The sequence below is a fragment of the Mycobacterium marinum genome (genome assembly GCF_003391395.1).
Taxonomy (GTDB): Bacteria; Actinomycetota; Actinomycetes; order Mycobacteriales; family Mycobacteriaceae; genus Mycobacterium; species Mycobacterium marinum.
The window spans coordinates 4,589,563-4,610,949 of record NZ_CP024190.1; the positions used below are offsets into that span (position 1 = coordinate 4,589,563).

At 65.0% G+C, this 21,387-nt stretch carries 19 protein-coding genes and 1 pseudogene; 5 read left to right on the forward strand and 15 right to left on the reverse strand.

Translation table 11 applies throughout. From position 1 onward, the window contains the following. Positions 1 to 569: 569 nt before the first annotated feature. Positions 570 to 914, forward strand: a complete 345-nt coding sequence (locus tag CCUG20998_RS18940; protein ID WP_036456560.1) for a hypothetical protein — start codon at positions 570 to 572, stop codon at positions 912 to 914. Between the two features lie 18 nt (positions 915 to 932). Here CCUG20998_RS18940 and CCUG20998_RS28655 read toward each other — a convergent pair. Beyond that, positions 933 to 1,064: pseudogene (locus CCUG20998_RS28655) on the reverse strand (SAM-dependent methyltransferase); the annotation flags it as partial. Between the two features lie 132 nt (positions 1,065 to 1,196). On the opposite strand from CCUG20998_RS28655, the gene CCUG20998_RS18950 reads away from it, so the two are divergent. Next, positions 1,197 to 1,559 (forward strand): hypothetical protein, encoded by a 363-nt coding sequence (locus CCUG20998_RS18950; RefSeq protein WP_020730199.1) that lies wholly within the window; start codon positions 1,197 to 1,199, stop codon positions 1,557 to 1,559. 18 nt (positions 1,560 to 1,577) lie between these two features. Here CCUG20998_RS18950 and mmaA2 read toward each other — a convergent pair whose 3' ends face one another. The 12 genes from mmaA2 to CCUG20998_RS19010 all read right to left on the reverse strand — a co-directional run bounded on the left by mmaA2 (position 1,578) and on the right by CCUG20998_RS19010 (position 15,635). Then, entirely contained in the window at positions 1,578 to 2,447 is an 870-nt protein-coding gene (gene mmaA2 / locus CCUG20998_RS18955; protein ID WP_020730198.1) for a cyclopropane mycolic acid synthase MmaA2, read from the reverse strand. Positions 2,448 to 2,764: 317 nt separating this feature from the next. Beyond that, positions 2,765 to 3,934 carry a dihydrolipoamide acetyltransferase family protein gene (locus CCUG20998_RS18960; RefSeq protein ID WP_020730197.1) on the reverse strand — a complete coding sequence of 390 codons (1,170 nt, stop codon included), beginning with the start codon at positions 3,932 to 3,934 and terminating at the stop codon, positions 2,765 to 2,767. Continuing rightward, on the reverse strand, positions 3,931 to 4,977 hold the full coding sequence (bkdB, locus tag CCUG20998_RS18965; RefSeq protein WP_020730196.1) for a 3-methyl-2-oxobutanoate dehydrogenase subunit beta: 1,047 nt from the start codon (positions 4,975 to 4,977) through the stop codon (positions 3,931 to 3,933). The genes CCUG20998_RS18960 and bkdB overlap by 4 nt, the downstream gene beginning before the upstream one ends. 10 nt (positions 4,978 to 4,987) lie before the next feature. After that, positions 4,988 to 6,079, reverse strand: a complete 1,092-nt coding sequence (gene pdhA, locus CCUG20998_RS18970; RefSeq protein ID WP_020730195.1) for a pyruvate dehydrogenase (acetyl-transferring) E1 component subunit alpha — start codon at positions 6,077 to 6,079, stop codon at positions 4,988 to 4,990. A gap of 339 nt (positions 6,080 to 6,418) precedes the next feature. Beyond that, the gene (locus CCUG20998_RS18975) at positions 6,419 to 7,240 is read right to left on the reverse strand and encodes an HpcH/HpaI aldolase/citrate lyase family protein (RefSeq protein ID WP_020730193.1); all 822 of its coding nucleotides are present in this window, start codon (positions 7,238 to 7,240) and stop codon (positions 6,419 to 6,421) included. Next, the gene (locus tag CCUG20998_RS18980; RefSeq protein WP_020730192.1) at positions 7,237 to 7,743 is read right to left on the reverse strand and encodes a MaoC family dehydratase; all 507 of its coding nucleotides are present in this window, start codon (positions 7,741 to 7,743) and stop codon (positions 7,237 to 7,239) included. The genes CCUG20998_RS18975 and CCUG20998_RS18980 overlap by 4 nt, the downstream gene beginning before the upstream one ends. Continuing rightward, entirely contained in the window at positions 7,740 to 8,906 is a 1,167-nt protein-coding gene (locus CCUG20998_RS18985; protein ID WP_020730191.1) for an acyl-CoA dehydrogenase family protein, read from the reverse strand. The genes CCUG20998_RS18980 and CCUG20998_RS18985 overlap by 4 nt, the downstream gene beginning before the upstream one ends. A 6-nt stretch (positions 8,907 to 8,912) precedes the next feature. Next, the gene (locus tag CCUG20998_RS18990; protein WP_020730190.1) at positions 8,913 to 10,922 is read right to left on the reverse strand and encodes an acetyl/propionyl/methylcrotonyl-CoA carboxylase subunit alpha; all 2,010 of its coding nucleotides are present in this window, start codon (positions 10,920 to 10,922) and stop codon (positions 8,913 to 8,915) included. A 3-nt stretch (positions 10,923 to 10,925) separates the two neighbouring features. After that, positions 10,926 to 12,506, reverse strand: coding sequence for a carboxyl transferase domain-containing protein (locus CCUG20998_RS18995; protein ID WP_020730189.1), 1,581 nt, complete (start codon positions 12,504 to 12,506; stop codon positions 10,926 to 10,928). Then, positions 12,503 to 13,150, reverse strand: coding sequence for a CoA transferase subunit B (locus CCUG20998_RS19000; protein WP_020726040.1), 648 nt, complete (start codon positions 13,148 to 13,150; stop codon positions 12,503 to 12,505). The genes CCUG20998_RS18995 and CCUG20998_RS19000 overlap by 4 nt, the downstream gene beginning before the upstream one ends. Positions 13,151 to 13,199: 49 nt before the next feature. After that, the gene (locus tag CCUG20998_RS19005; RefSeq protein WP_020730188.1) at positions 13,200 to 13,946 is read right to left on the reverse strand and encodes a CoA transferase subunit A; all 747 of its coding nucleotides are present in this window, start codon (positions 13,944 to 13,946) and stop codon (positions 13,200 to 13,202) included. A 120-nt stretch (positions 13,947 to 14,066) separates the two neighbouring features. Next, a complete protein-coding gene (locus CCUG20998_RS19010) occupies positions 14,067 to 15,635 on the reverse strand; it encodes an AMP-binding protein (RefSeq protein ID WP_240642865.1) in 1,569 nt (522 codons plus the stop codon). A 179-nt stretch (positions 15,636 to 15,814) separates the two neighbouring features. Here CCUG20998_RS19010 and CCUG20998_RS19015 point away from each other — a divergent pair, with 179 nt between their 5' ends. After that, positions 15,815 to 16,450 (forward strand): SACE_7040 family transcriptional regulator, encoded by a 636-nt coding sequence (locus CCUG20998_RS19015; RefSeq protein ID WP_020730186.1) that lies wholly within the window; start codon positions 15,815 to 15,817, stop codon positions 16,448 to 16,450. Positions 16,451 to 16,680: 230 nt separating this feature from the next. Then, complete coding sequence (locus CCUG20998_RS19025) at positions 16,681 to 17,472, forward strand: MmpS family transport accessory protein (protein ID WP_036456227.1); 792 nt, start codon at positions 16,681 to 16,683, stop codon at positions 17,470 to 17,472. Here the strand turns inward: CCUG20998_RS19025 and CCUG20998_RS19030 are convergent. Beyond that, complete coding sequence (locus CCUG20998_RS19030) at positions 17,469 to 18,797, reverse strand: MFS transporter (protein WP_036456226.1); 1,329 nt, start codon at positions 18,795 to 18,797, stop codon at positions 17,469 to 17,471. The genes CCUG20998_RS19025 and CCUG20998_RS19030 overlap by 4 nt on opposite strands. Before the next feature lie 95 nt (positions 18,798 to 18,892). On the opposite strand from CCUG20998_RS19030, the gene cmrA reads away from it, so the two are divergent. Further along, positions 18,893 to 19,699 (forward strand): mycolate reductase, encoded by an 807-nt coding sequence (gene cmrA, locus CCUG20998_RS19035; RefSeq protein ID WP_020730183.1) that lies wholly within the window; start codon positions 18,893 to 18,895, stop codon positions 19,697 to 19,699. 3 nt (positions 19,700 to 19,702) lie between these two features. Here the strand turns inward: cmrA and CCUG20998_RS19040 are convergent, their stop codons facing one another. Continuing rightward, positions 19,703 to 21,310 (reverse strand): helicase HerA-like domain-containing protein, encoded by a 1,608-nt coding sequence (locus CCUG20998_RS19040; RefSeq protein ID WP_020730182.1) that lies wholly within the window; start codon positions 21,308 to 21,310, stop codon positions 19,703 to 19,705. Between the last annotated feature and the right edge of the window lie 77 nt (positions 21,311 to 21,387).

Here is a 21,387-nt window from a genome sequence, read left to right on the forward strand (position 1 = left end):
GGGCGTCCGCCTTCCCGGGTCGGCGCCGGGAGCGCGGCGATGCCGGCAGCAATCGCCATGACGATAGCCGGGTTGATCGAAATAGATTGCGCTCGTTGATCTTTGGTCGGCAGCCCGGCCACCGGTAACCATCCGGGGCGGCTCGTGGAGGTGCAGCGCCGGAGGTCGGCAACCCAGCCAGTGCCGAGTAAGACCGGCGCGGCATATGGACTCGAGGGCTACCTCACCCAGCATCGACGCGAGACCAGCCACCGGAAGGCAGGGGCCATCCGAAGTGAATCCGTCAACGATCAGCCGACTTTGAAGTCACGCGTCAGCACCAATTGGATGCCGCAGATCACCCGGCCAACCCAAGCCGACTTCGCCGATCGGCCGCGTCGGCAAGTGGCAATTATAGACATTCCCGAAGCCGGCGTTTCGGTGCTAGTTTTTGACCGGAACCTATCGGACAAGATTTTCGTTGGGAAGGTCGTGCACTTATGTATGCTGGGTCGCCGCGGCCCATCCGCAAGCTTTAACCAATGCTCGGAATCGGGCTGCATTCGTTCAACATTCCTAACGGAGTCAAAATGATGCTCAAGCTCAGTCGCCTTGGCGCTGCGATATTGGGTGGTGTCGCGGCGTTGATGTTTTCTACCGCGGTCGCCACCGCTGATCCGCCCGACCCACACCAGCCGGACATGACCAAGGGCTACTGCCCTGGCGGTCGATGGGGTTGGGGCGAATTGGCCGTGTGTGACGGCGAGAAATACCCGGACGGGTCGTTCTGGCACCAGTGGATGAAGACCTACATGACCGGCCCGCAGTTCTACTACGACTGCGTCGGTGGCGACGAACCACTCCCCGGCCCGCCGCCACCCGGTGGCTGCGACGGAGCTATTCCACCCGCGGATGCTCCCCCACCCGCAAACTGACCGCGACGACCAGCCAGTTCATCTTGCTTTCTGCAAGGTGAACTGGTTGACGTCGATGTAACCCTCCCGAAACGGCTTGGAGCAGCCGGTGAGGCACCTCACAAAGCGCTCTTGGCCCCCATCGGACTGAATCTGGATGGCATCGCCTTGCCTCGTCCATTCGAAGTCCATTTGAGGTCTATTTGGGCTTCCCAAGCCTGCCCCCCAGGTCGAGGTTCACCGCAAGTTCTGTTCATTGCTTGCAATCGGCTGTATTCATTAACTATTTCCAATGGAGTCAAAATGATGCTCAAGCTCGGTCGCCTTGGCGCTGCGATATTGGGTGGTATCGCAGCGTTGATGTTTTCCACCGCGGTCGCCACCGCCGGTCCGCCCGACCCACACCAGCCGGACTTGACCAAGGGCTACTGCCCGGGCGGTCGTTGGGGTTGGGGCGAATTGGCCGTGTGCGACGGCGAGAAATACCCCGACGGGTCGTTCTGGCACCAGTGGATGGAGACCTACATGACCGGCCCGCAGTTCTACTACGACTGCGTCGGCGGCGACGAACCGCTCCCCGGCCCGCCGCCACCCGGTGGCTGCGACGGAGCTATCCCGCCCGCGGATCCTCCGCCGCCCGCGGATGCTCCCCCGCCCGCAAACTGATCGCGACGACCAGCCAGTTCACCTTGCTTTCTGCAAGGTGAACTGGTTGACGTCGATGTAACCCTCCTGGAACAGCTTGGAGCAGCCGGTGAGGTACCTCATATAGCGCTCATAGACCTCGTCGGACTGAATCTTGATGGCCTCGTCCTTACGGGCTTCCAAGGCCTGCGCCCACAGGTCCAGGGTTTTCGCATAATGCAGCTGCAACGAGTGGCGCCGAGTCAGGGTGAAACCGGGCTTGACCGACTGCTCCTCCACCATCTCGATGGTGGGCGGATGGCCGCCGGGGAAGATCTCGGTTTGAATGAACTTGAGGAAGCGCGCCAGCCACAGGGTGAGTGGCAGACCGTTCTCGACCATCTGCGGCATCGTCAGCCCCGTGATCGTGTGCAGCAGCATCACCCCGTCGCTGGGCAGGATGTTGTGGGCCAGGGTGAAGAAGTCGTCGTAGCGGTCGTGACCGAAGTGTTCGAACGCGCCGATCGAGACGATGCGGTCGACGGGCTCATCGAACTGCTCCCAGCCCTCCAGCAGCACCCGCCGGGTGCGTGCGGTGTCCAGCTGGTCGAACGACTTCTGCACGTGGGCGGCCTGGTTCTTGGACAGGGTCAGGCCGACGACGTTGACGTCGTATTTCTCGATCGCGCGGCGCATGGTGGCGCCCCAGCCGCAGCCGATATCGAGCAGTGTCATGCCGGGCTCCAAACCCAGCTTGCCCAGCGCCAGGTCGATCTTGGCGATCTGCGCCTCTTCCAGCGTCATGTCATCACGCTCGAAGTAGGCGCAGCTGTAGGTCTGGGTGGGATCCAGAAAAAGCCGGAAGAAATCGTCGGATAGGTCGTAATGCGCCTGTACGTCATCGAAACGCGGCGCTAGATGTTTGGCCATGAAACTGGAGCCCTTTCGGCCCGAAGACTGCCATTGTGTGCTGATGCGAAGCGCGACAATGCGCTTCTCAAGCCATGCTGGACACGAGCAATCCGCGACGGCGCGATACCACTACATGGCTTTGTCAGGAACCCACGTTACGGGCTCGTGAATCGGCAAGCCAAAAGCCCAGGCCATGGGGCTGGGCGGGTGTCGCAACGATGTTGGCGTGCGGTTTCGCGCCGGTATTAGGCTCCGGCCGCCGCCAGTGCGATCAACAGGGCACCAGAGGACAGAAGTGAGAAGAAAATCACCGGCCGCCGCGGGGTGGACTGGCCCTACAGGTCCAACAGCGCGGTCTCCGGCGCCTCGATCAGACCGCGCAATTCACAGATGAACCGGGCGACTTGGGCGCCATCGGCGACGCGGTGGTCGAACACGCAGGTCAATGACATCGTCGGCCGCACAACAACCTCGTCACCGCGGACCACCGGCCGCGGCTTGATTGACCCCATCCCCAGGATGGCGGCTTCGGGATGGTTGATCACCGGCACTCCGTCATCGACGCCCAGCGCCCCGTAGTTCGACACGGTGAACGTCGAACCGCGTAGCTGCCCGGGTGCAAGGGTGCCTTCGCGCGCACCGGTGATCAGCTCTGCCGCGCGGCAAACCAATTCACGCGTGGTCATGCGATGGGCATCGGCGATCACCGGCACCAACAGTCCGCGCTCGGTAGCTACACCGAAACCCAAATGCACTCCCGGGTGCAGATGAACCTGCGGCCCTCCGGGCGAATCGACCCATGTCGAGTTGAGAATCTCGTTGTTCGTCAGAGCGATAACCAACATTCGCAGCGCCAGCGCGAACGGCGTCGCCGGCGGCACCGCCGTCCGGAACTGTTCGCTGAGCCTGAGCAGTTCGGTGCAGTCAACCTCGACGCCAGCTTTCGCAGCCGGAATTTCTTGGTGGGACAGGCTCATTTTCTCCGCCATGTGTGCCTGCACACCACGGACTTCCCGAACCCGCGCTGACGCTTCGGCGCCCTGGGCAGCGGCCAGTACGTCGGCCCGGGTGATCACCGTGCTACCCCGCTGCAGCGAAGCGAGGTCAACCATGAGTTCCTTGGCCAGCTTGCGCACCGGCGGGGCCGCGCGCGGCCGGCCTGAGCGCCTGCTGGTGTCGATGGCCGCGTCGGCGCCGTAGCCCACCAGCGTCGGGACCGCGATCTCACCGTTGGTCGGGGCCGGCAACTCCGGTGCCGTGTCGATGCGCACAAGTGCTGCACCCACTTTGATGACATCGCCTTCGGCGCCACCGAGTTCAACGATGCGACCGGCGTAGGGGCTCGGGATCTCGACTTCGGCCTTCGCGGTCTCCACCGAACACAACACCTGATTGAGCTCGACATCATCACCAACCGCGACCACCCAACTCGTCACGGTGACTTCCTCGAGGCCCTCACCAAGGTCGGGCACCTGGAAGCACTTCAGCCGGTCGCCGGTGCTCATGGCTGCCCCAGCACCCGTTCGACACAATCCAGCAGCCGGTCGGGCCCGGGCAGCCACAGCCGCTCCAATCGTGCCGGCGGATACGGAGTGTCAAATCCGCAGGCGCGCAATACCGGAGCCTCCAGTTCGTAAAACAACTCCTCCTGTATCCGGGCGGCCAGCCCGGCGCCATAGCCCAGGCTGCGCGGCCCCTCGTGCAGCACCACACACCGTCCGGTCCGGCGGATCGAGGCGGCGATGGTTTCGAAGTCCAAGGGGATCAGCGACCTGAGGTCGATGACTTCTAGACTCCAACCCTGTTGGTGTGCAGCGTCTTCAGCGGCCGACAATGCGGTCGAGATCAGGTTTCCGTAGGTGATGACGGTCACGTCGGCCCCGGCCCGGCGAATCACCGCCTGACCGATCGCAGGTTCCGGCCGGTTGGTGTCGACGGGTCCGCGAACCTGGTACCGGCGCTTGGGCTCCAGATACATGACGGGATCTGGGCAGGCGATGGCGTGGCGCAACAGCCAATAGGCATCGCCGGGGGTTGAGGGAACCACCACCTTCAAGCCCGCCGTGTGCGCCCAGTAGGACTCGGTGGAGTCCGAATGATGTTCCGCGGCGCCGATGCCGCCGAACGACGGGATCCGAACGGTTACCGCCATATTGACCTCGCCGCGGGTACGGGTCCGGTACTTGGCCAGGTGACTGACCACTTGATCGAAGGCCGGGTAAGAAAAGCCGTCAAACTGGATCTCGGGCACCGGCACGAAGCCGCGCAGCGCCAGCCCCACCGCGATGCCGATCAAGGCCGACTCGGCTAGCGGGGTGTCAAAGCATCTGTGCTCACCAAAGGTTTCGGCCAACCCCTCAGTCACCCGGAACACACCGCCCGCAATCCCGACATCCTCGCCGAAGACCAGCACGCGATCATCAGCCGCCATCGCGTCATGCAAGGCCTGGTTGAGCGCTTGCACCATGGTCAATGACTGCATGGTGCCCACCACCGGCGCCGCCGGAGCCGGGCCGGGACGAGCTGGCGGATCAGCGATCTGTGTCATGAACGGCTCCTCAGTCGATCCGGTCCAGTTCGACCCGCAGCTGTTGGCGTTGCGTTTGCAGCCCGGGGGTGATCTCGGCGAATACGGTGGTGAACACGTCGTCGACGTCGAAGTCGGGCGCGCCGAATACCGCTTCACGCAGTTCCGCCCGCAGCCGACCAGACCGTGCCGCAACCCGTTCTTCCAGACGCTGCGACCACAGCCCCTGGGCCTGCAAGTAAGAGCGGTAACGCGAGATCGGATCCAGCGCCAGCCAGTGATCCACCTCCTCCTGGCTTCGATATCGGCCCGGATCATCGGCCGTCGTGTGAGCGCCGACTCGGTAGGTCACCGCCTCGATCAGGGTTGGCCCGTCGCCGCGTCTGGCCCGGGCAGCGGCCTCGGCCATCACGGCATAGCAGGCCAGCACGTCATTGCCGTCCACTCGAATGCCTGGCATCCCATATCCAATTGCCTTGTGCGCAATCGAGGGTGCGGCCGTCTGCTTGGACACCGGAACTGAGATCGCCCATTGGTTGTTCTGCACGTAGAACACGCACCCGGCGTCGAACACGGCCGCGAAATTCAGCGCCTCGTGCACGTCTCCCTCACTGGTGGCGCCGTCGCCCAAAAACGCGACCGTCACCGAGTCCTCGCCCAAGCGCTGTGCGGCCATTGCCGCGCCGACGGCGTGCAGGGCCTGGGTACCTATCGGAACCGAGATCGGGGCACAGCATTTCTTGGTGAACTCCAGCCCACCATGCCAGGTTCCGCGCCACGCCGCTCCGACGTGCCCCGGCGGTATGCCGCGCACCAGATACGCGCCCAATTCGCGATACTGCGGGAACAACCAGTCCGTCTTGCGCAGACACGCTGTCGCGCCGACCTGCGCGGCCTCTTGACCGCGGCAGGACGCAAACAGCGCCAATTCCCCCTGCCGCTTCAGATTGATGAACTCGGCGTCGAGCTCCCGGGTGACCACCATCATCTCGTAGAGCCAGCACAACGTCTCTTCGGGAAGATCGCGGCTGTAGCGGTGTTCGTCGGTGGGCTCGCCATCGGCGTTGACCAGCTGAACCGGCTCCAGGCCGACAGTCATCGGGATCCGAGGTCGATCTGCCATGCCGCCTCCTCAGCTCGAAGCCAAGGTCACGCCGTCAGACGATGCTGTCCTGCCGATCGCCGAACACCGACCAACCGCGTTGCATCCTTCGCCAGCGCCAGCGGCGCGGCACCCACAGCAAAACCCGAGCGGGAACCGCCGCGAGCCCAGAGCACATCGCCAGAGCCCCGATAGGCTCTGCTCGCCGCGACACCGACGCGCCATCCATTATGCCCTCAAACACGAAGACGCCGCGGCGATTGCGAAATCGCGCAGCCGTGTCGCCCTAGCGGCGATCGCCGAGTATCACTGGGCGGACCGCCGCACCGTCGAGCACGACTGGGGTGAAATCAGCAACCGTCACGCGGGGACAGATTCCCCGGCCCGCCGCAGCAGCATTTCCGCGTGCCTGAGCACCGGGGAGTCGACCATCTGCCCTTCGAACGCGAACACACCCCGCTCGGTGCGTGCTGCGACGAGCACACGCCGCGCCCAGGCCAGCTTCTCTTCGTCGGGGCGATACGCCTTGCGCACCACCTCGACCTGGCTGGGGTGGATGCACACCGTCACGTCGAAACCCACCGTTGCCGCATCGATCGCCTCGGCTTGCAGACCGTCGATATCGCCGATGTCCAGATGCACCGCGTCCAGCGCCAGCCGACCAAATGCTGACGCCGCGAGCAGAGTCGTCGAGCGCACGTGGCGAGCCACATCGCGGTAGGAGCCATCGCCGCGTCGGCTGGAGCTGCCACCCAGGGTTGCGATCAGATCCTCGGCGCCCCACATCATGCCGACGGTGTTGTCGGCGGCGGCGATTTCCGCGGCGAAAAGCGCACCGCGCGCGGTCTCCACCAGCGCAATGACGTCGCGAGGTGCAAGTAGCGCCAACTGTGCGGCCGACTCCGCCTTGGGCAGCATCACCGTCGTATAGGCGGTACCCGCCAAGGCTTCCAAATCGTGGGCTTGTTCATCGGTGTCGCCCGCGTTGATGCGCACGATGGTTCGCTCCGGATCCAGCGGGGTGTCCAGCAGCGCCTGGCGCGCGGCAGGCTTCTGTGCTTCGGCCACACCGTCCTCGAGATCGAGGATCACCACGTCGGCGGCGGCCGCCGCCTTTGCGAAGCGTTCCGGGCGGTCCGCCGGGCAGAACAACCAGGCCGGACCAGCGGCACGCAGCGTCATTTCGCCTCCTCACTGGGCCGTTTCTGCACGAGTGTGGTCCGCACCGCGCGAGCGACGACATCGCCGTGCTGGTTGCGGCCAGTGTGTTCGAGGGTGACGATGCCTTCTCCGGGCCGGCTTTTCGACTCACGCTTGCCGGCGCAGACCGTCTCGGCGTACAGGGTGTCGCCGTGAAAGACCGGCTTGGGGAAAGACACCTCGGAGAAGCCGAGATTGGCCACAATGGTGCCCAGCGTCAGCTGGGCGACCGACAACCCCACCAGCGTTGACAGAGTGAACATCGAGTTCACCAGCCGCTCACCCCGGAAACCCGGCTGCTCGGCGGCCCAGGCCGCGTCCAGATGCAGCGACTGGGTGTTCATCGTCAGCGTGGTGAACAAGACGTTGTCCGCCTCGGTGACCGTACGGCCGGGCCGGTGCAGATATGTCGTACCGATCTCGAACTCTTCAAACCACAAGCCGCGCTGCACAACCGACTTGCCGGCGGGCGCCTGCTCGCTCACGACAGGCCCAGTGAACGGGCGATGAGCATCAGCTGCACCTCGGTGGTGCCCTCGCCGATCTCGAGGATCTTGCTGTCGCGATAGTGACGGGCCACCGGGTACTCGTTCATGAAGCCGTAGCCGCCGTGGACCTGCGTCGCATCGCGGGCGTTGTCCATCGCCGCCTCCGAGGAGATCATCTTGGCGATCGCCGCCTCCTTCTTGAAGGGCTTGCCCGCCAACATCTTTGCGGCAGCCTCGTAGTACGCGGTGCGGGCCACGTGCGCCCGAGCTTCCATGCGCGCGATCTTGAAGCTGATCGCCTGATAGGAACCGATCGGCTGGCCGAAGGACTGACGTTCCTTGGCATACTTGACGCTTTCGTCGACACAGCCCTGAGCGACACCTGTCGCCAAGGCAGCGATCGCGATTCGGCCCTCGTCGAGGATGGATAGGAAATTCGCGTAGCCCTTGCCGCGGATTCCGAGCAGATTCTCTTCCGGCACGCGCGCGTCATCGAAGCTCAGCGGGTGGGTGTCCGACGCGTTCCAGCCGACCTTGTTGTAGACCGGTTCCACGATGAATCCCGGCGTGCCGCTGGGCACGATGATCGTCGAGATCTCCTTCTTGCCGTCGGCGATGTTCCCCGTGACGGCGGTGATGGTGACCAATGAGGTGATTTCGGTGCCCGAGTTGGTGATGAACTGCTTGCTGCCGTTGACGATCCATTCGCCGCCGTCGAGGCGTGCGGTGGTGCGGGTGCTGCCGGCGTCCGAGCCCGCGCCAGGCTCGGTGAGCCCGAAACCGGCCAGCGCACGCCCGGCCAGCAGATCCGGCAACCACTTGCTCTTCTGTTCCTCGTTGCCGAATCGGTAGATCGGCATGGCGCCCAGACCCACACCCGCTTCCAGGGTGATCGCCACCGACTGGTCAACCTTGCCGAGCTCCTCGAGCGCCAGGGCTAGCGCGAAGTAGTCCCCGCCCATTCCCCCGTATTCTTCGGGGAACGGCAGGCCGAACAACCCCATCTCACCCATCTTGGCCACGACTTCGTAGGGAAAGCTATGTTCCTCATCGTGTTTGGCCGATACCGGCGCAACCACCGACCGCGCGAAGTCGGCCACCGTGTCGCGCAGATCCTGATATTCCTTGGGTAATGTTCCTGCGGAGATCGCTGTCGTCATGATCTTTCAATCCTTGCTCTCGGCTGAATCCTTGCTCTGGGCTTGTTCGGTGTCGGGGATCAACCGCGCCAACACCTGCTCGACCTTGACCTGATCGCCGACGGCCACAAGCACCTCCACTCGGCCTGAAATCGGCGCGACCAGTGGGTGTTCCATCTTCATCGCCTCGATGATCACCACCACGTCGCCCTCGGACACCGCGGTGCCGGACTCGGCCTGCACCGCGATCACATTGCCGGGCATCGGGCTGACGACTTCGGCCGGGCGCTCCCCCGCCGCACGGTGGATCTTGTGCTCCTCGGCCTCGCGAATGTGCCAGGTCCCGCGACCGTCGGCGATCCACAGGTGCCGCTCCGCCTCCGCCCATCGGTAGTCGCGACGCAGGCCATCCACCGTCACGCTCATCACGCCGGTCGCGAGCTGCACACTCGCTGAAAGCATCTCGCCATCGCCGACCTGGACCTGGGCCCCCTCCGGCAGACCGAACACCGATACCGTCTCGGTCCGCAACCGGGTCTGCATCGCGGTGCGCACCGGTGCCGTTACCCCACCGACACGCCACCCACTGGGCGCGCCCCAGAGACTGCCGGCGGCGCGGCGCGATAGCGCATGTTGGACATACAGGCCGGCAGCGGCGAACACATCATCGGGTGCCGCCAACGGCACGAAATCGGCCAGGCGTTCGTCCAGCAACGCGGTGTCGAGGTCTCCCGCCCGCACGCGCTCGTCAGCCAGCAGAAAACGCAGGAACTCAACATTGGTCTGCACACCCAGGATCGCGGTGTGGGCCAGCGCCCGGTCGAGCCGCTCCAACGCCTGCTCACGGTTGGCTCCGTGCGCGATCACCTTGGAGAGCATCGGGTCGTAGTCGCTGCCCACCACGGTGTCGGCCAGCAGCGACGAGTCCACCCGGATACCTGTGCCGCTCGGTTCGGCCACCTGCAGCACCCGGCCACCGGTGGGCAGGAATCCCCGTGCGGGGTCCTCCGCGTACACCCGTGCCTCGATCGCGTGCCCATTTAGCTCGATGTCGTCTTGGGCAAACCCGAGCTTTTCGCCGGCGGCCACCCGCAGCTGCCACTCGACCAGGTCTAGCCCGGTCACCGCCTCGGTGACCGGATGTTCCACCTGCAGTCGGGTGTTCATCTCCATGAAGAAGAACTCATCCGGGCGATCTCCCGACACGATGAATTCCACGGTGCCGGCTCCGACGTAGTCGACGCTGCGGGCGGTGTTACACGCCGCGGCTCCGATCCGCGCCCGGGTTGGGGCGTCCAGCAGTGGCGACGGCGCCTCCTCGATGACTTTCTGGTGGCGCCGTTGCAGGCTGCACTCGCGCTCGCCGAGGTGCACCACGTTGCCGTGCGTGTCGGCAAGCACCTGCACCTCGATGTGCCTGGGACGCAACACGAACCGCTCCAGAAACAGGGTGTCGTCACCGAACGCGGATGCCGCTTCCCGCCGCGCGCTGACCAGCGCCTCACGCAGCCGCGCCGGCTCCTCCACCATGCGCATGCCCTTGCCACCGCCGCCGGCCGAGGGCTTGACCAGCACCGGGTATCCGACCTCGTCGGCTGCGGCGATCAGGTCATCGTCGGTCAGTCCGGGTCGCGCGATGCCCGGCACCACCGGAACGTCGAAGGCGCTGACCGCGTTCTTGGCGGCGATCTTGTCGCCCATCACCTCGATCGCGCCCGCGGGTGGCCCCAGGAAGACCACCCCGGCGCGATCACATGCCGCGGCGAATTCGGCGTTCTCGGAAAGAAACCCGTAGCCCGGGTGGATCGCCTGGGCCCCGGTGCGTACCGCCGCATCGATCACCTTGCCGATGTCGAGGTAACTCTCCCGCGCCGCGGCGGGACCCAGCCGCACCGCGGTGTCGGCCTCGATCACGTGCCGGGCCCGGGCGTCGGCGTCGCTGTACACGGCAACCGAGCGGATCCCCAGCCGCCGCAGGGTGCGGATCACTCGCACCGCGATCTCGCCGCGGTTGGCCACTAAGACGGTGTCAAACATGAGTCACATCCGGAAGACGCCGTAGGAGACCGATTCCAGGGGTGCGTGAGAACACACCGACAGAGCAAGTCCGACAACGGTTCTCGTGTCGGCCGGGTCGATGATGCCGTCATCCCATAGGCGTGCGGTCGAATAATAAGGATTGCCCTGGTTCTCGTACTGCTCGCGGATGGGCGCCTTGAACTGCTCTTCCTCGTCGGACGACCAAGGCTTGCCGGACGCGGAAAGTTGCTCGCCACGCACGGTGGCCAGCACCGAGGCAGCCTGCTCGCCGCCCATCACCGAAATCCGCGCGTTCGGCCACATCCACATGAAGCGCGGCGAGTACGCCCGCCCACACATCGAATAGTTACCCGCCCCATAGGATCCGCCGATCACCACGGTCAGCTTCGGCACCCGGGCGCAGGCCACGGCGGTGACCATCTTTGCGCCGTGTTTGGCGATGCCCCCCGCTTCATAGTCGCGGCCGACCATGAAGCCCGCGATATTCTGCAGGAACAGCAGGGGGGTCTTGCGTTTGTCGCACAGCTCGATGAAGTGCGCTCCCTTGACCGCAGATTCGCTGAACAGGACGCCATTGTTGGCAATGATGCCGACCGGATGTCCGTGGATGCGCGCGAACCCCGTCACCAGCGACTTGCCGTAATTGGCTTTGAACTCGCTGAATTCGCCGCCGTCGATCAGCCGCACGATGACGTCGTGCACGTCGTAGGGCACCCGCGGATCCGGGGGCACGACGTCATAGAGCTCGGTCTGAGCGTGCTTGGGTTCAACGGATGGGCCGATCTCCCATTGCGCGGGTTCCCGTGGGCCGAAGGTGGCCGCGATCGCACGCACGATCCGCAGCGCGTCTTCGTCATCGTCGGCCAGATGATCGGTGACGCCGGATACCCGCGAGTGCAGGTCGCCGCCGCCGAGTTCCTCGGCCGTGACGATCTCGCCGGTGGCCGCCTTGACCAAAGGTGGGCCGCCCAGAAAGATCGTGCCCTGCTCGCGGACAATGACGGCTTCGTCGCTCATCGCCGGCACGTAGGCGCCGCCGGCCGTGCACGAACCAAGTACCGCGGCCACTTGCGGAATCCCCTTGGCGCTCATGGTCGCCTGGTTGTAGAAGATCCGTCCGAAGTGTTCGCGGTCCGGGAAAACCTCATCCTGGTGGGGCAGGAATGCCCCGCCGGAGTCGACCAGGTAGATGCACGGCAGCAGGTTCTGCAGTGCGACTTCCTGAGCACGCAGGTGCTTTTTCACCGTCATCGGGTAGTAGGTGCCGCCCTTGACCGTCGCGTCGTTGGCGACGATGACGCACTCCCGCCCGGAGACCCGGCCGATCCCGGTAATGATCCCCGCGCCCGGAGATTCGTCGCCGTACATGCCGTTCGCCGCCAGCGCGGCCAACTCCAGAAAAGGGCTGCCCGGGTCCAGCAAGCGATAAACCCGCTCGCGCGGCAACAGCTTGCCGCGACCGACATGGCGTTCGCGGGCACGTTCATTGCCCCCCAGGGCCGCAGCCGCAAGCTTGGTGTTCAATTCGGCGACCAGCCGGCGATGCTCGTCGGCAAATGATGGCGCGGCGATGGTTGTCACCGGGCGACCAGATCATCGAGCACAAGGGGCGGTTGGGTTTTCGCGACAACTTCCTCCACCGAGACATCCGGTGCGGTCTCGATCAGGTGCAGGCCGTCGTGGCAAACGTCGATGACCGCGAGTTCGGTCACGATCCGGTTGACGCAACCCACCCCGGTCAGCGGCAACGTACATCTCTCCAGGATCTTCGGGCTGCCGTCCTTGGCGGCGTGCTCCATCATCACGATCACCTTGCGCGCGCCGTGCACCAAGTCCATCGCGCCGCCCATTCCTTTGACCATCTTGCCCGGGATCATCCAGTTGGCCAGATCGCCACTCACCGAAACCTGCATGGCCCCAAGCACCGCGACGTCCAAGTGGCCGCCCCGGATGATTCCGAACGAGGTGGACGAGCCGAAGAACGCCGCACCGGGCAGCGTGGTCACCGTCTCTTTGCCCGCATTGATCAGATCGGCGTCGAGTTCCTCGCGAATGGGATAGGGGCCGACACCCAGGATTCCGTTCTCCGAGTGCAGGACAACGGTGACGCCCTCGGGAATGTGGTTGGGGATTAGCGTGGGCATTCCGATACCGAGATTGATGTACTGCCCGTCCTCGAATTCGGTGGCCACCCGTGCGGCCATGCCGTCTCTGCTCCAGCTCATCTGGCGCCGCTCCTCCTCATCGCTTCGCTCTGCATCGTCGCCAGCGGGTTCACGGCCGCACCGTCTCTTTCTCGATCCGCTTGATGGGATTGGGCACATGCACCACCCGCTGCACGAACACGCCCGGGGTGTGGACTGTGGCCGGGTCGATCTCGCCGGGCTCGACAAGATGCTCGACCTCAGCAATCGTGATCCGGCCCGCCGGAGCGCACTCGGGGTTGAAGTTCGCCGCAGAGTAGCGATACAGAAGATTGCCGTGCCGGTCCCCCTTCCACGCATGAACCAGCGCGAAATCGGTGCGGATCCCGCGCTCGAGAACGTAAGTAACGCCATCGAATTCGCGAGTCTCCTTGGGAGGAGACACCACCGCGACCGCGCCCGAGGCGTCGTAGCGCCAGGGCAGGCCGCCGTCGGCTATCTGGGTACCAACACCGGCCGGTGTGTAGAAACCTGGGATGCCCATACCACCGGCGCGCAACCGCTCCGCCAACGTGCCCTGCGGGGTCAGTTCCACCTCGAGTTCGCCGGAAAGGAACTGACGCGCGAACTCCTTGTTCTCCCCCACATAGGAGGAAACTGTTCGGCGAATTCTCTTGTGCTGCAATAACACACCCAGCCCGACGCCGTCGACACCGCAATTGTTCGACACCGTCTCGAGGTCAGTGACACCACTATCCACCAGCGCCGCGATCAACGCTTCCGGAATGCCGCACAGGCCGAATCCCCCGACCGCCAGCGACGCCCCATCGGTTATGTCTGCCACCGCCTCCGCGACGGTGGCCACTACCTTGTCCATTGCCGCAGAGTCTCCTCGCTATCGGCTCGGGCTGAGATTTTTTCAGTTAATCTTGATTAACCGAAGCTTGACAATACCACTGCCCCGCCCAGCACGTAAAGAGAGCGCGTACCCGCACGCTCAGTGCTGCCCACGGAGGTACTCGATCGCCTGTTGGCGCATTTCAACTTTGCGAACCTTGCCGGTCACAGTCATCGGGAACTCGTCGACGAGCCGCAAATATCGCGGGATCTTGAATTTGGCGATTTGGCCGGCGCAGTATTCGCGCAACCGGTCGGTGGTCAACTCTGGCGCCCCGGCACGCAGCTTGACCACTGCCATCAGCTCCTCGCCCATCCGCTCGTCGGGCACCCCGACAACGTGGGCGTCGACGATATCGGGATGGGAGTGGAGGAATTCCTCGATCTCACGCGGCGAAATGTTCTCCCCGCCTCGCACCACGATGTCCTTGATCCGGCCCGTGATCTGCACGTATCCGCATTCGTCCATCAGCGCCAGATCGCCGGTGTGCATCCAGCCCTCGGGGTCGATCACCTCCGCGGTCCGCTCCGGAGCCTTCCAGTACCCAGACATCACCGAGTAGCCCCGAGTACAGAACTCACCGGCGGTGCCGCGGGGCACGATCCGACCGGTCGCCGGGTCGACCACCTTGATCTCCAGGTGCGGGCCCACCCGCCCCACCGTCGCGACGCGTCGCTCAAGGGAATCGTTGCTGCGAGTCTGGGTCGCCACCGGCGATGTCTCGGTCATGCCGTAACAGATGGAGATCCCGGCCATGTGCATCTGGTCGATCACTTTGCGCATCACCTCGACCGGGCAGGTCGAGCCCGCCATGATGCCGGTACGCAGGCTGCTCAGGTCATAAGTCGCGAAGTCCGCCAGTCCGAGCTCGGCGATGAACATCGTCGGGACGCCGTACAGGCTGGTGCACCGTTCGGCCTGCACGGCCCGCAAAGTCGCAGCCGGGTCGAACCCAGGTGCCGGAATCACCATGCAGGCGCCGTGGCTGGTAGCCGCCAGATTGCCCATCACCATGCCAAAGCAGTGATAGAACGGCACCGGGATACAGATGCGATCCTCGGCGGTGTATTCGAGCAGTTCACCCACCAAATAGCCGTTGTTGAGGATATTTCGATGGCTCAGCGTGACACCTTTGGGAAAGCCCGTTGTGCCAGAGGTGTACTGGATGTTGATGGGATCGTCGGCGCTGAGTGTGGTGGCAATCTCCTGCAGCGCAACCAAATCGGCACCGGATCCGGCCAACTTCGCCCAGCCATCGCCGTCTAAGAACACGACATCGTGCAGTTCGGGACACCCCGGCGCTACCTCCGCGAAGATCGCCGCGTAGTCCGACCCCTTGAAACCCGAAGCGGCGATCACCATCGCGACGCCGGATTGGCGCAATGCATACTCCAACTCGCGCGCCTGGTAGGCAGGATTGATCGTGACCAGGATGGCTCCGATTTCCGCGGTCGCGTATTGGACCAGCACCCACTCCCAGCGGTTTGGCGCCCAGATCCCGACCCGATCGCCACGGCCGATCCCCGCCCTCACCAAGCCCGTCGCCAATTGGCGCACGTCGGTTAGAAGCTGGGCGTAGCTCCACCGACGGCCCGAACGGACATCGACGAGGGCGTCGCGGCTTTCACACTGGGACGCGGTAGCGGCGAGATTTGCGCCGATGGTCATCTCGAGTAGGGCGGGCACGATGGGACCACGGTCATAGGAGAGCTGATTTTGGTCTGCGGCAGCGGTGGTTGCCACGGCCCCTCCGTCTATTTGCATCACGCGGAGTTAATATCGACTAACTCGTGTTACGTTAGTGACGATTAACCGAAGTGTCCAGGACGAGTTGGACGGAGGCCGTCATGGCAGCGTCCGCCCCGGACGAGCAGACCGCGACCCCGAATCGTCGCAGCCAGCAAAAGTCCGATCGGCGTTTGCAGCTGTTATCGGCGGCCGAGCGACTGTTCGCCGAGCGCGGCTTTCTGGCCGTACGACTCGAAGACATCGGCGCCGCGGCCGGTATCAGCGGTCCTGCGATCTACCGGCACTTCCCCAACAAAGAGTCACTACTGGTCGAGTTGCTAGTCGGAATCAGCTCCCGGCTGCTCGCCGGTGCCCGTCAGGTGACCACCAACAGCAATGACGCTGCCGCCGCTCTGGACGGTTTGATCGATTTCCATCTCGACTTCGCCTTGGGCGAACCGGACCTCATCCGGATCCAGGACCGCGACCTCGGGCACCTGCCCGCGGCGGCCGAACGCCAGGTGCGCAAAGCCCAGCGGCAGTACGTGGAGATCTGGGTGGGCGTGCTGCGCCAACTGGATCCCGGCCTGGCCGAATCCGACGCCCGGCTGATGGCGCACGCCGCGTTCGGCTTGCTCAATTCCACGCCACACAGCATGAAGTCAGCCGATACCAAGTCGGCGTGTGCACCCCATTCCCGCGCCGTGATGCGGGCGATGACCGTCGCCGCGCTAACGGTCGACGTGGGAGCCTAACGCCGGCCGCGCCGCGCAGCCACAATCGCCTTCACATCACGGGCCGCGCTGAGCGCGCGCTCGGCATCGGCACCTAAGCTCTTGGCGGAGTCGTGGTGAGCTAGGGAGGCAATGCCGCAGCGCTCGCTCGCGGACATGGCGAGCGGGGCGGCCCGGGGCAACCGGGTACAAAACCGGTCTGGCATCACGGCCACGTAGATCTTGGGTACCCTTCAATCCATGAGGTGGGGATGAACGATCCGCGTCGACCCCTGCGGTATGGTCCCCCGCAACCGGGGCCCGGGCCAGGCTGGCCGCAGGGTCCGGTAAACACGCCGCCCGCCGATCCGGCCTACGCCGACCAAGCGCCCTATGCGCCGACATACGGCGGTCACGTTCCGCAGTGGGCTCCGGGTCCTTACGACGAGGCCAACCCCACTCAGCAATTGCCGCCACAGTATTGGCAACAGAACCCGGGTCAGCCGGGCGAGGTGCTGCGCGACGGACCGCCACCGCCGGAAGGCCCGAAGACACCGCGCTGGCTGTGGATCGCGGCCGGCGCGGCGGTGGTCCTGGTCATCGGTTTGGTCATCGCGCTGGTGATCGCGAACATCTCAGTCAAGAACCAGACCGCCCTCGAGCCGCTGCCACCGATCGCTGGGCCAAGCTCGACAATCGCGCCCCCCACGACGCGAACCTCACCCACGCCCAGCAGCAGCCCGGCGCCCACAACGACCAGCGGTTCGGCGACACCGACCACGACGCCTACCGCCGGTGCGATGCAGACCGTCGTGTACACCGTCACCGGCGAAGGCCGCGCGATCAGCGTCACCTACATGGACACCGGGGACGTCATACAGACCGAATTCAATGTCGCGCTGCCCTGGAGCAAAGAGGTGAGCCTGTCGCGGTCGGCGAACCATCCGGCGAGCGTCACCATCGTCAACATCGGCCACAACGTGACCTGCTCGGTGACGGTGAGCGGTGTTCAGGTCCGCCAGCGCACCGGGGTCGGCTTGACCATCTGCGACGCCTCGGGCTAGGTCGTCTCGGTCACGACGACACCGCCGTGCCGCGGAACACGCACCACCAGCATTCCCACCAGTCCCACCGCCAGCACCAGACAGATGCCGCCCAGTCCGGCTCGGACCGCGCTGAAGATGTCGACAAAGATTGAAAACAGCCACGGCCCGAGGAACGCCACGGCGCGGCCTGTCATCGTGTACAAGCCGAAGGCCACCCCCTCCTTGCCGTGCGGTGCCATGCGCAACAACAGAGCGCGCGCCGACGACTGCGACGGTCCGATGAACAGACACAGCAGCAGCCCGCACACCCAAAAAGCCGTCGCTCCCGACAGCACCATCAGAACGATCGCACTGATCAAGATCGAGGCCAGGGATGCGACGATGACCGGCTTGGATCCGACCCGATGGTCAACAAACCCACCGACCACCGCCCCGACCGCGGCCACCACGCTTGCGGCCACACCAAACAGCAGTACATCGGCTTGAGTCAGCCCGTAGACGTTGACGCCCAGTACCGCCCCGAAGGCGAACATCGCCGCCAGGCCGTCCCGGAAGATCGCGCTGGCGATCAGAAAGTAGACCAGATTGCGGTCGCGACGCCATTCCGAACTGATGTCGGCCCACAGCTTTCGGTAGGCACCGAGCATTCTCGTCGCCGGCTGCGGCACCGTGCCGACATCGGGGAGTCGGTGGGCTACCAGCAACAGCGGCGAGGCCAGCACGGCTAACCAAGCCGCCGCGAGCAGCATCGCGACCCGGATGTTGAAGCCGTCATGCGCCGGCAACTGCAGCAAGCCGCGGTGGGCGCCGCTGCCCGCCACGAAGCCCAGATAGATCAATATCAGCAACACAACGCTGCCGACGTATCCCGATGCCCAGCCGAAACCCGAGATCCGGCTGGCGGTCGTCGGCGTGGAGAGCTGACGCAGCATCGAGTTGTACGGAACGCTCGCCAGGTCACTGCATGCCGCGGTCGCGGCCAGCAATGCCAACCCGGCCCACAGGTATCCGGGACTGTCATGGATCAAAAACATCGCGCAGGTCAGCGCCACCGTGACGCTGGTCAGTACGCCCAGGGCCACCCGGCGGCGGTGCGGGGATTCCACCCATACGCCGACCAGCGGAGCCAGCAACGCGATGGTCAGGCCAGCGGCGGCCGCGGCTCGACCCAGCCAACTGGCCGGGTCACTGCCTCCGGGCATCCCCTCTCCCACCATGCTGGTCAGGTAGACGGAAAACACAAAGGTCGTCACGATCGCGTTCAAACCGGTCGACCCGCAGTCCCACAGCGCCCATGCCACCACCCGGGATCGCACAAACGTTCCGGTGGCCGGGTTGGTCATGCCCGGCACTCTATCTCGCGATTGGCCGCGACCTGCTGCGTCGGCTCCGCTGCGCTTGTGGTCGTTGTGAAAAGGCCACTGTCTACGATTGGCTCATGCCGATACCTGCGCCCAGTCCCGACGCACGTGCCGTTGTTACCGGAGCTTCGCAAAACATCGGCGAAGCGCTGGCCACCGAGTTGGCCGCGCGGGGGCACAACCTGATCGTCACCGCGCGCCGCGAATCGCTGCTGAACGAGCTCGCCGCCCGGCTGACCGACAAGTACCGCGTCACCGTCGAAGTCCGGCCGGCAGATCTCGCCGACCCACAGGAACGCACCAAGCTGACCGACGAACTCGCCGCGCGACCCATCTCGATCCTGTGCGCCAACGCCGGCACCGCGACGTTCGGTCCGGTCGCATCGCTGGACCCGGCGGGCGAAAAGGCGCAGGTGCAGCTCAATGCCGTCGCCGTGCACGACCTCACCTTGGCGGTGCTGCCGGGCATGATCGAGCGCAGGGCCGGCGGGATCTTGATTTCCGGTTCGGCGGCCGGCAACTCGCCGATCCCCTACAACGCGACCTATGCCGCCACCAAAGCCTTCGCAAACACCTTCAGCGAATCGCTGCGCGGTGAGCTGCGCGGCTCCGGAGTGCACGTCACCTTGCTGGCCCCGGGGCCGGTACGCACCGACCTGCCCGACGCCAGTGAAGCCTCGCTGGTCGAACGGCTGGTACCCGATTTCTTGTGGATCTCCACCGAACACACCGCCCAGGTTTCATTGGACGCCTTGGCCCGCAACAAGATGCGCGTCGTTCCCGGCCTGACCTCGAAAGCCATGTCGGTGGCCAGTCAGTACGCTCCCCGGGCCATCGTGGCACCCATCGTGGGCGGCTTCTACAAGAAGCTCGGGGACGGCTAGGCGTTACTTGCGCCGCCGCCGCCCGGTACCGAAGATGCTGCGGGTGAACTCTCGTGCGGCGGTGTTGATCGCGCTCTTCACGGTGGGATTCTTGAGCACTTCTTCCCACAACGGAGGTCCCTGCGGCTCCACGGGCGTCGGCATCGGCGGCAAGTCGAAGTCCTGCGGCCAGGGCAGCGGGTCGTATTTTCCTCGTGGGGGCTGAGGCGCCGTTGTGGGTGGCTCCGCCGCCTCGGTCGCCGGCGCGTACTTGGCGCTCAATATCTCGTGGGCCGATTCCCGGTCGATGGTCTGGCCGTAGACGGCCTGCAGTGGGCTGGCCTGGGCCACAGCGCGGATCGCCTCGGAGCCGATAGCACCCATCAGCGACCGCGGCGCGCGCATGCGGGTCCACGCCACCGGCGTCGGCACCCCCTTTTCGGAGAGCACCGTGACGACGGCCTCGCCGATTCCCAGCGAGGTCAGCGCGGACTCCAGGTCATAGACATCGGTTTTCGGGTAGGTGCGTACGGTCTTGGTCAGCGCCTTGTGATCGTCGGGGGTGAATGCCCGCAACGCGTGCTGAACCCGGGCGCCGAGCTGGGACAGCACGTCCTTGGGCAGGTCGGTCGGCAATTGGGTGCAAAAGAACACCCCGACGCCCTTGGAGCGAATCAGCTTGACGGTTTGCTCGACCTGCTCCAGGAAGGCTTTGGAGGCGTCGCTGAACAGCAAGTGCGCCTCGTCGAAGAAGAACACCAGCTTCGGCTTGTCCAGATCCCCCACCTCGGGCAGATAGGTGAACAGGTCGGCCAGCACCCACATCAGGAAGGTGGAGAACAACACCGGGCGCAGGGACTGACTCCCCAGCTCGAGCAGAGAGATGATGCCCCGGCCCTGGCCGTCGACACGAAGCAGGTCATCGGGTCTGAGTTCCGGCTCGCCGAAGAAGCTGTCGGCGCCTTCGGCCTCCAGGTTGACCAACGCCCGAAGAATGACGCCGGCCGTCGTCGGAGATACCGCGCCAAGAGATTTCAGCTCGGCCTTGCCCTCATCACTGATCAGATGCGTGATGACCGCACGCAGGTCTTTGAGGTCCAGCAGCGGAAGTTCCCGCTGGTCGGCCCAGTGAAAGATCAGTCCAAGCGTCGATTCCTGGGTGGCGTTAAGTCCCAACACCTTTGCCAGCAGGATCGGGCCGAAGCTGGAAATGGTGGCGCGCACCGGAACGCCCACCCCGCCGGCACCCAGCGACAGGAACTCCACCGGAAATGCGGTGGGCGTCCACGCATCCCCGGTCTCTTCGGCCCGCGCCGCCAGCTTGTCATCGGTCTGCCCGGCTCGAGACAGGCCGGACAGGTCTCCCTTCACGTCGGCCATCAGCACGGACACCCCTGCCGCGCTGAGTTGCTCGGCGATCAGCTGCAGCGTCTTGGTTTTTCCGGTACCGGTGGCCCCAGCTACCAGACCGTGCCGGTTGACAGTGGCCAGCGGAATGCGAATCTGTGCAGCTGGGTCCGCCTCGCCATCGATCACGACGCTGCCCAGCTGAAGCGCTTGACCGTCCACGTCGTAGCCGGCTGCGATCCGCTGCGCCGGCCCCACCTGCCCGTCGGGCCCATCGGTACTCATCGTTGCCGCGCCCCCTTTTCCCAGTGGTTCCGGCGTGCAGTTGGGGAAAGCATCACACTACTTTGCCGGGGGCAGGC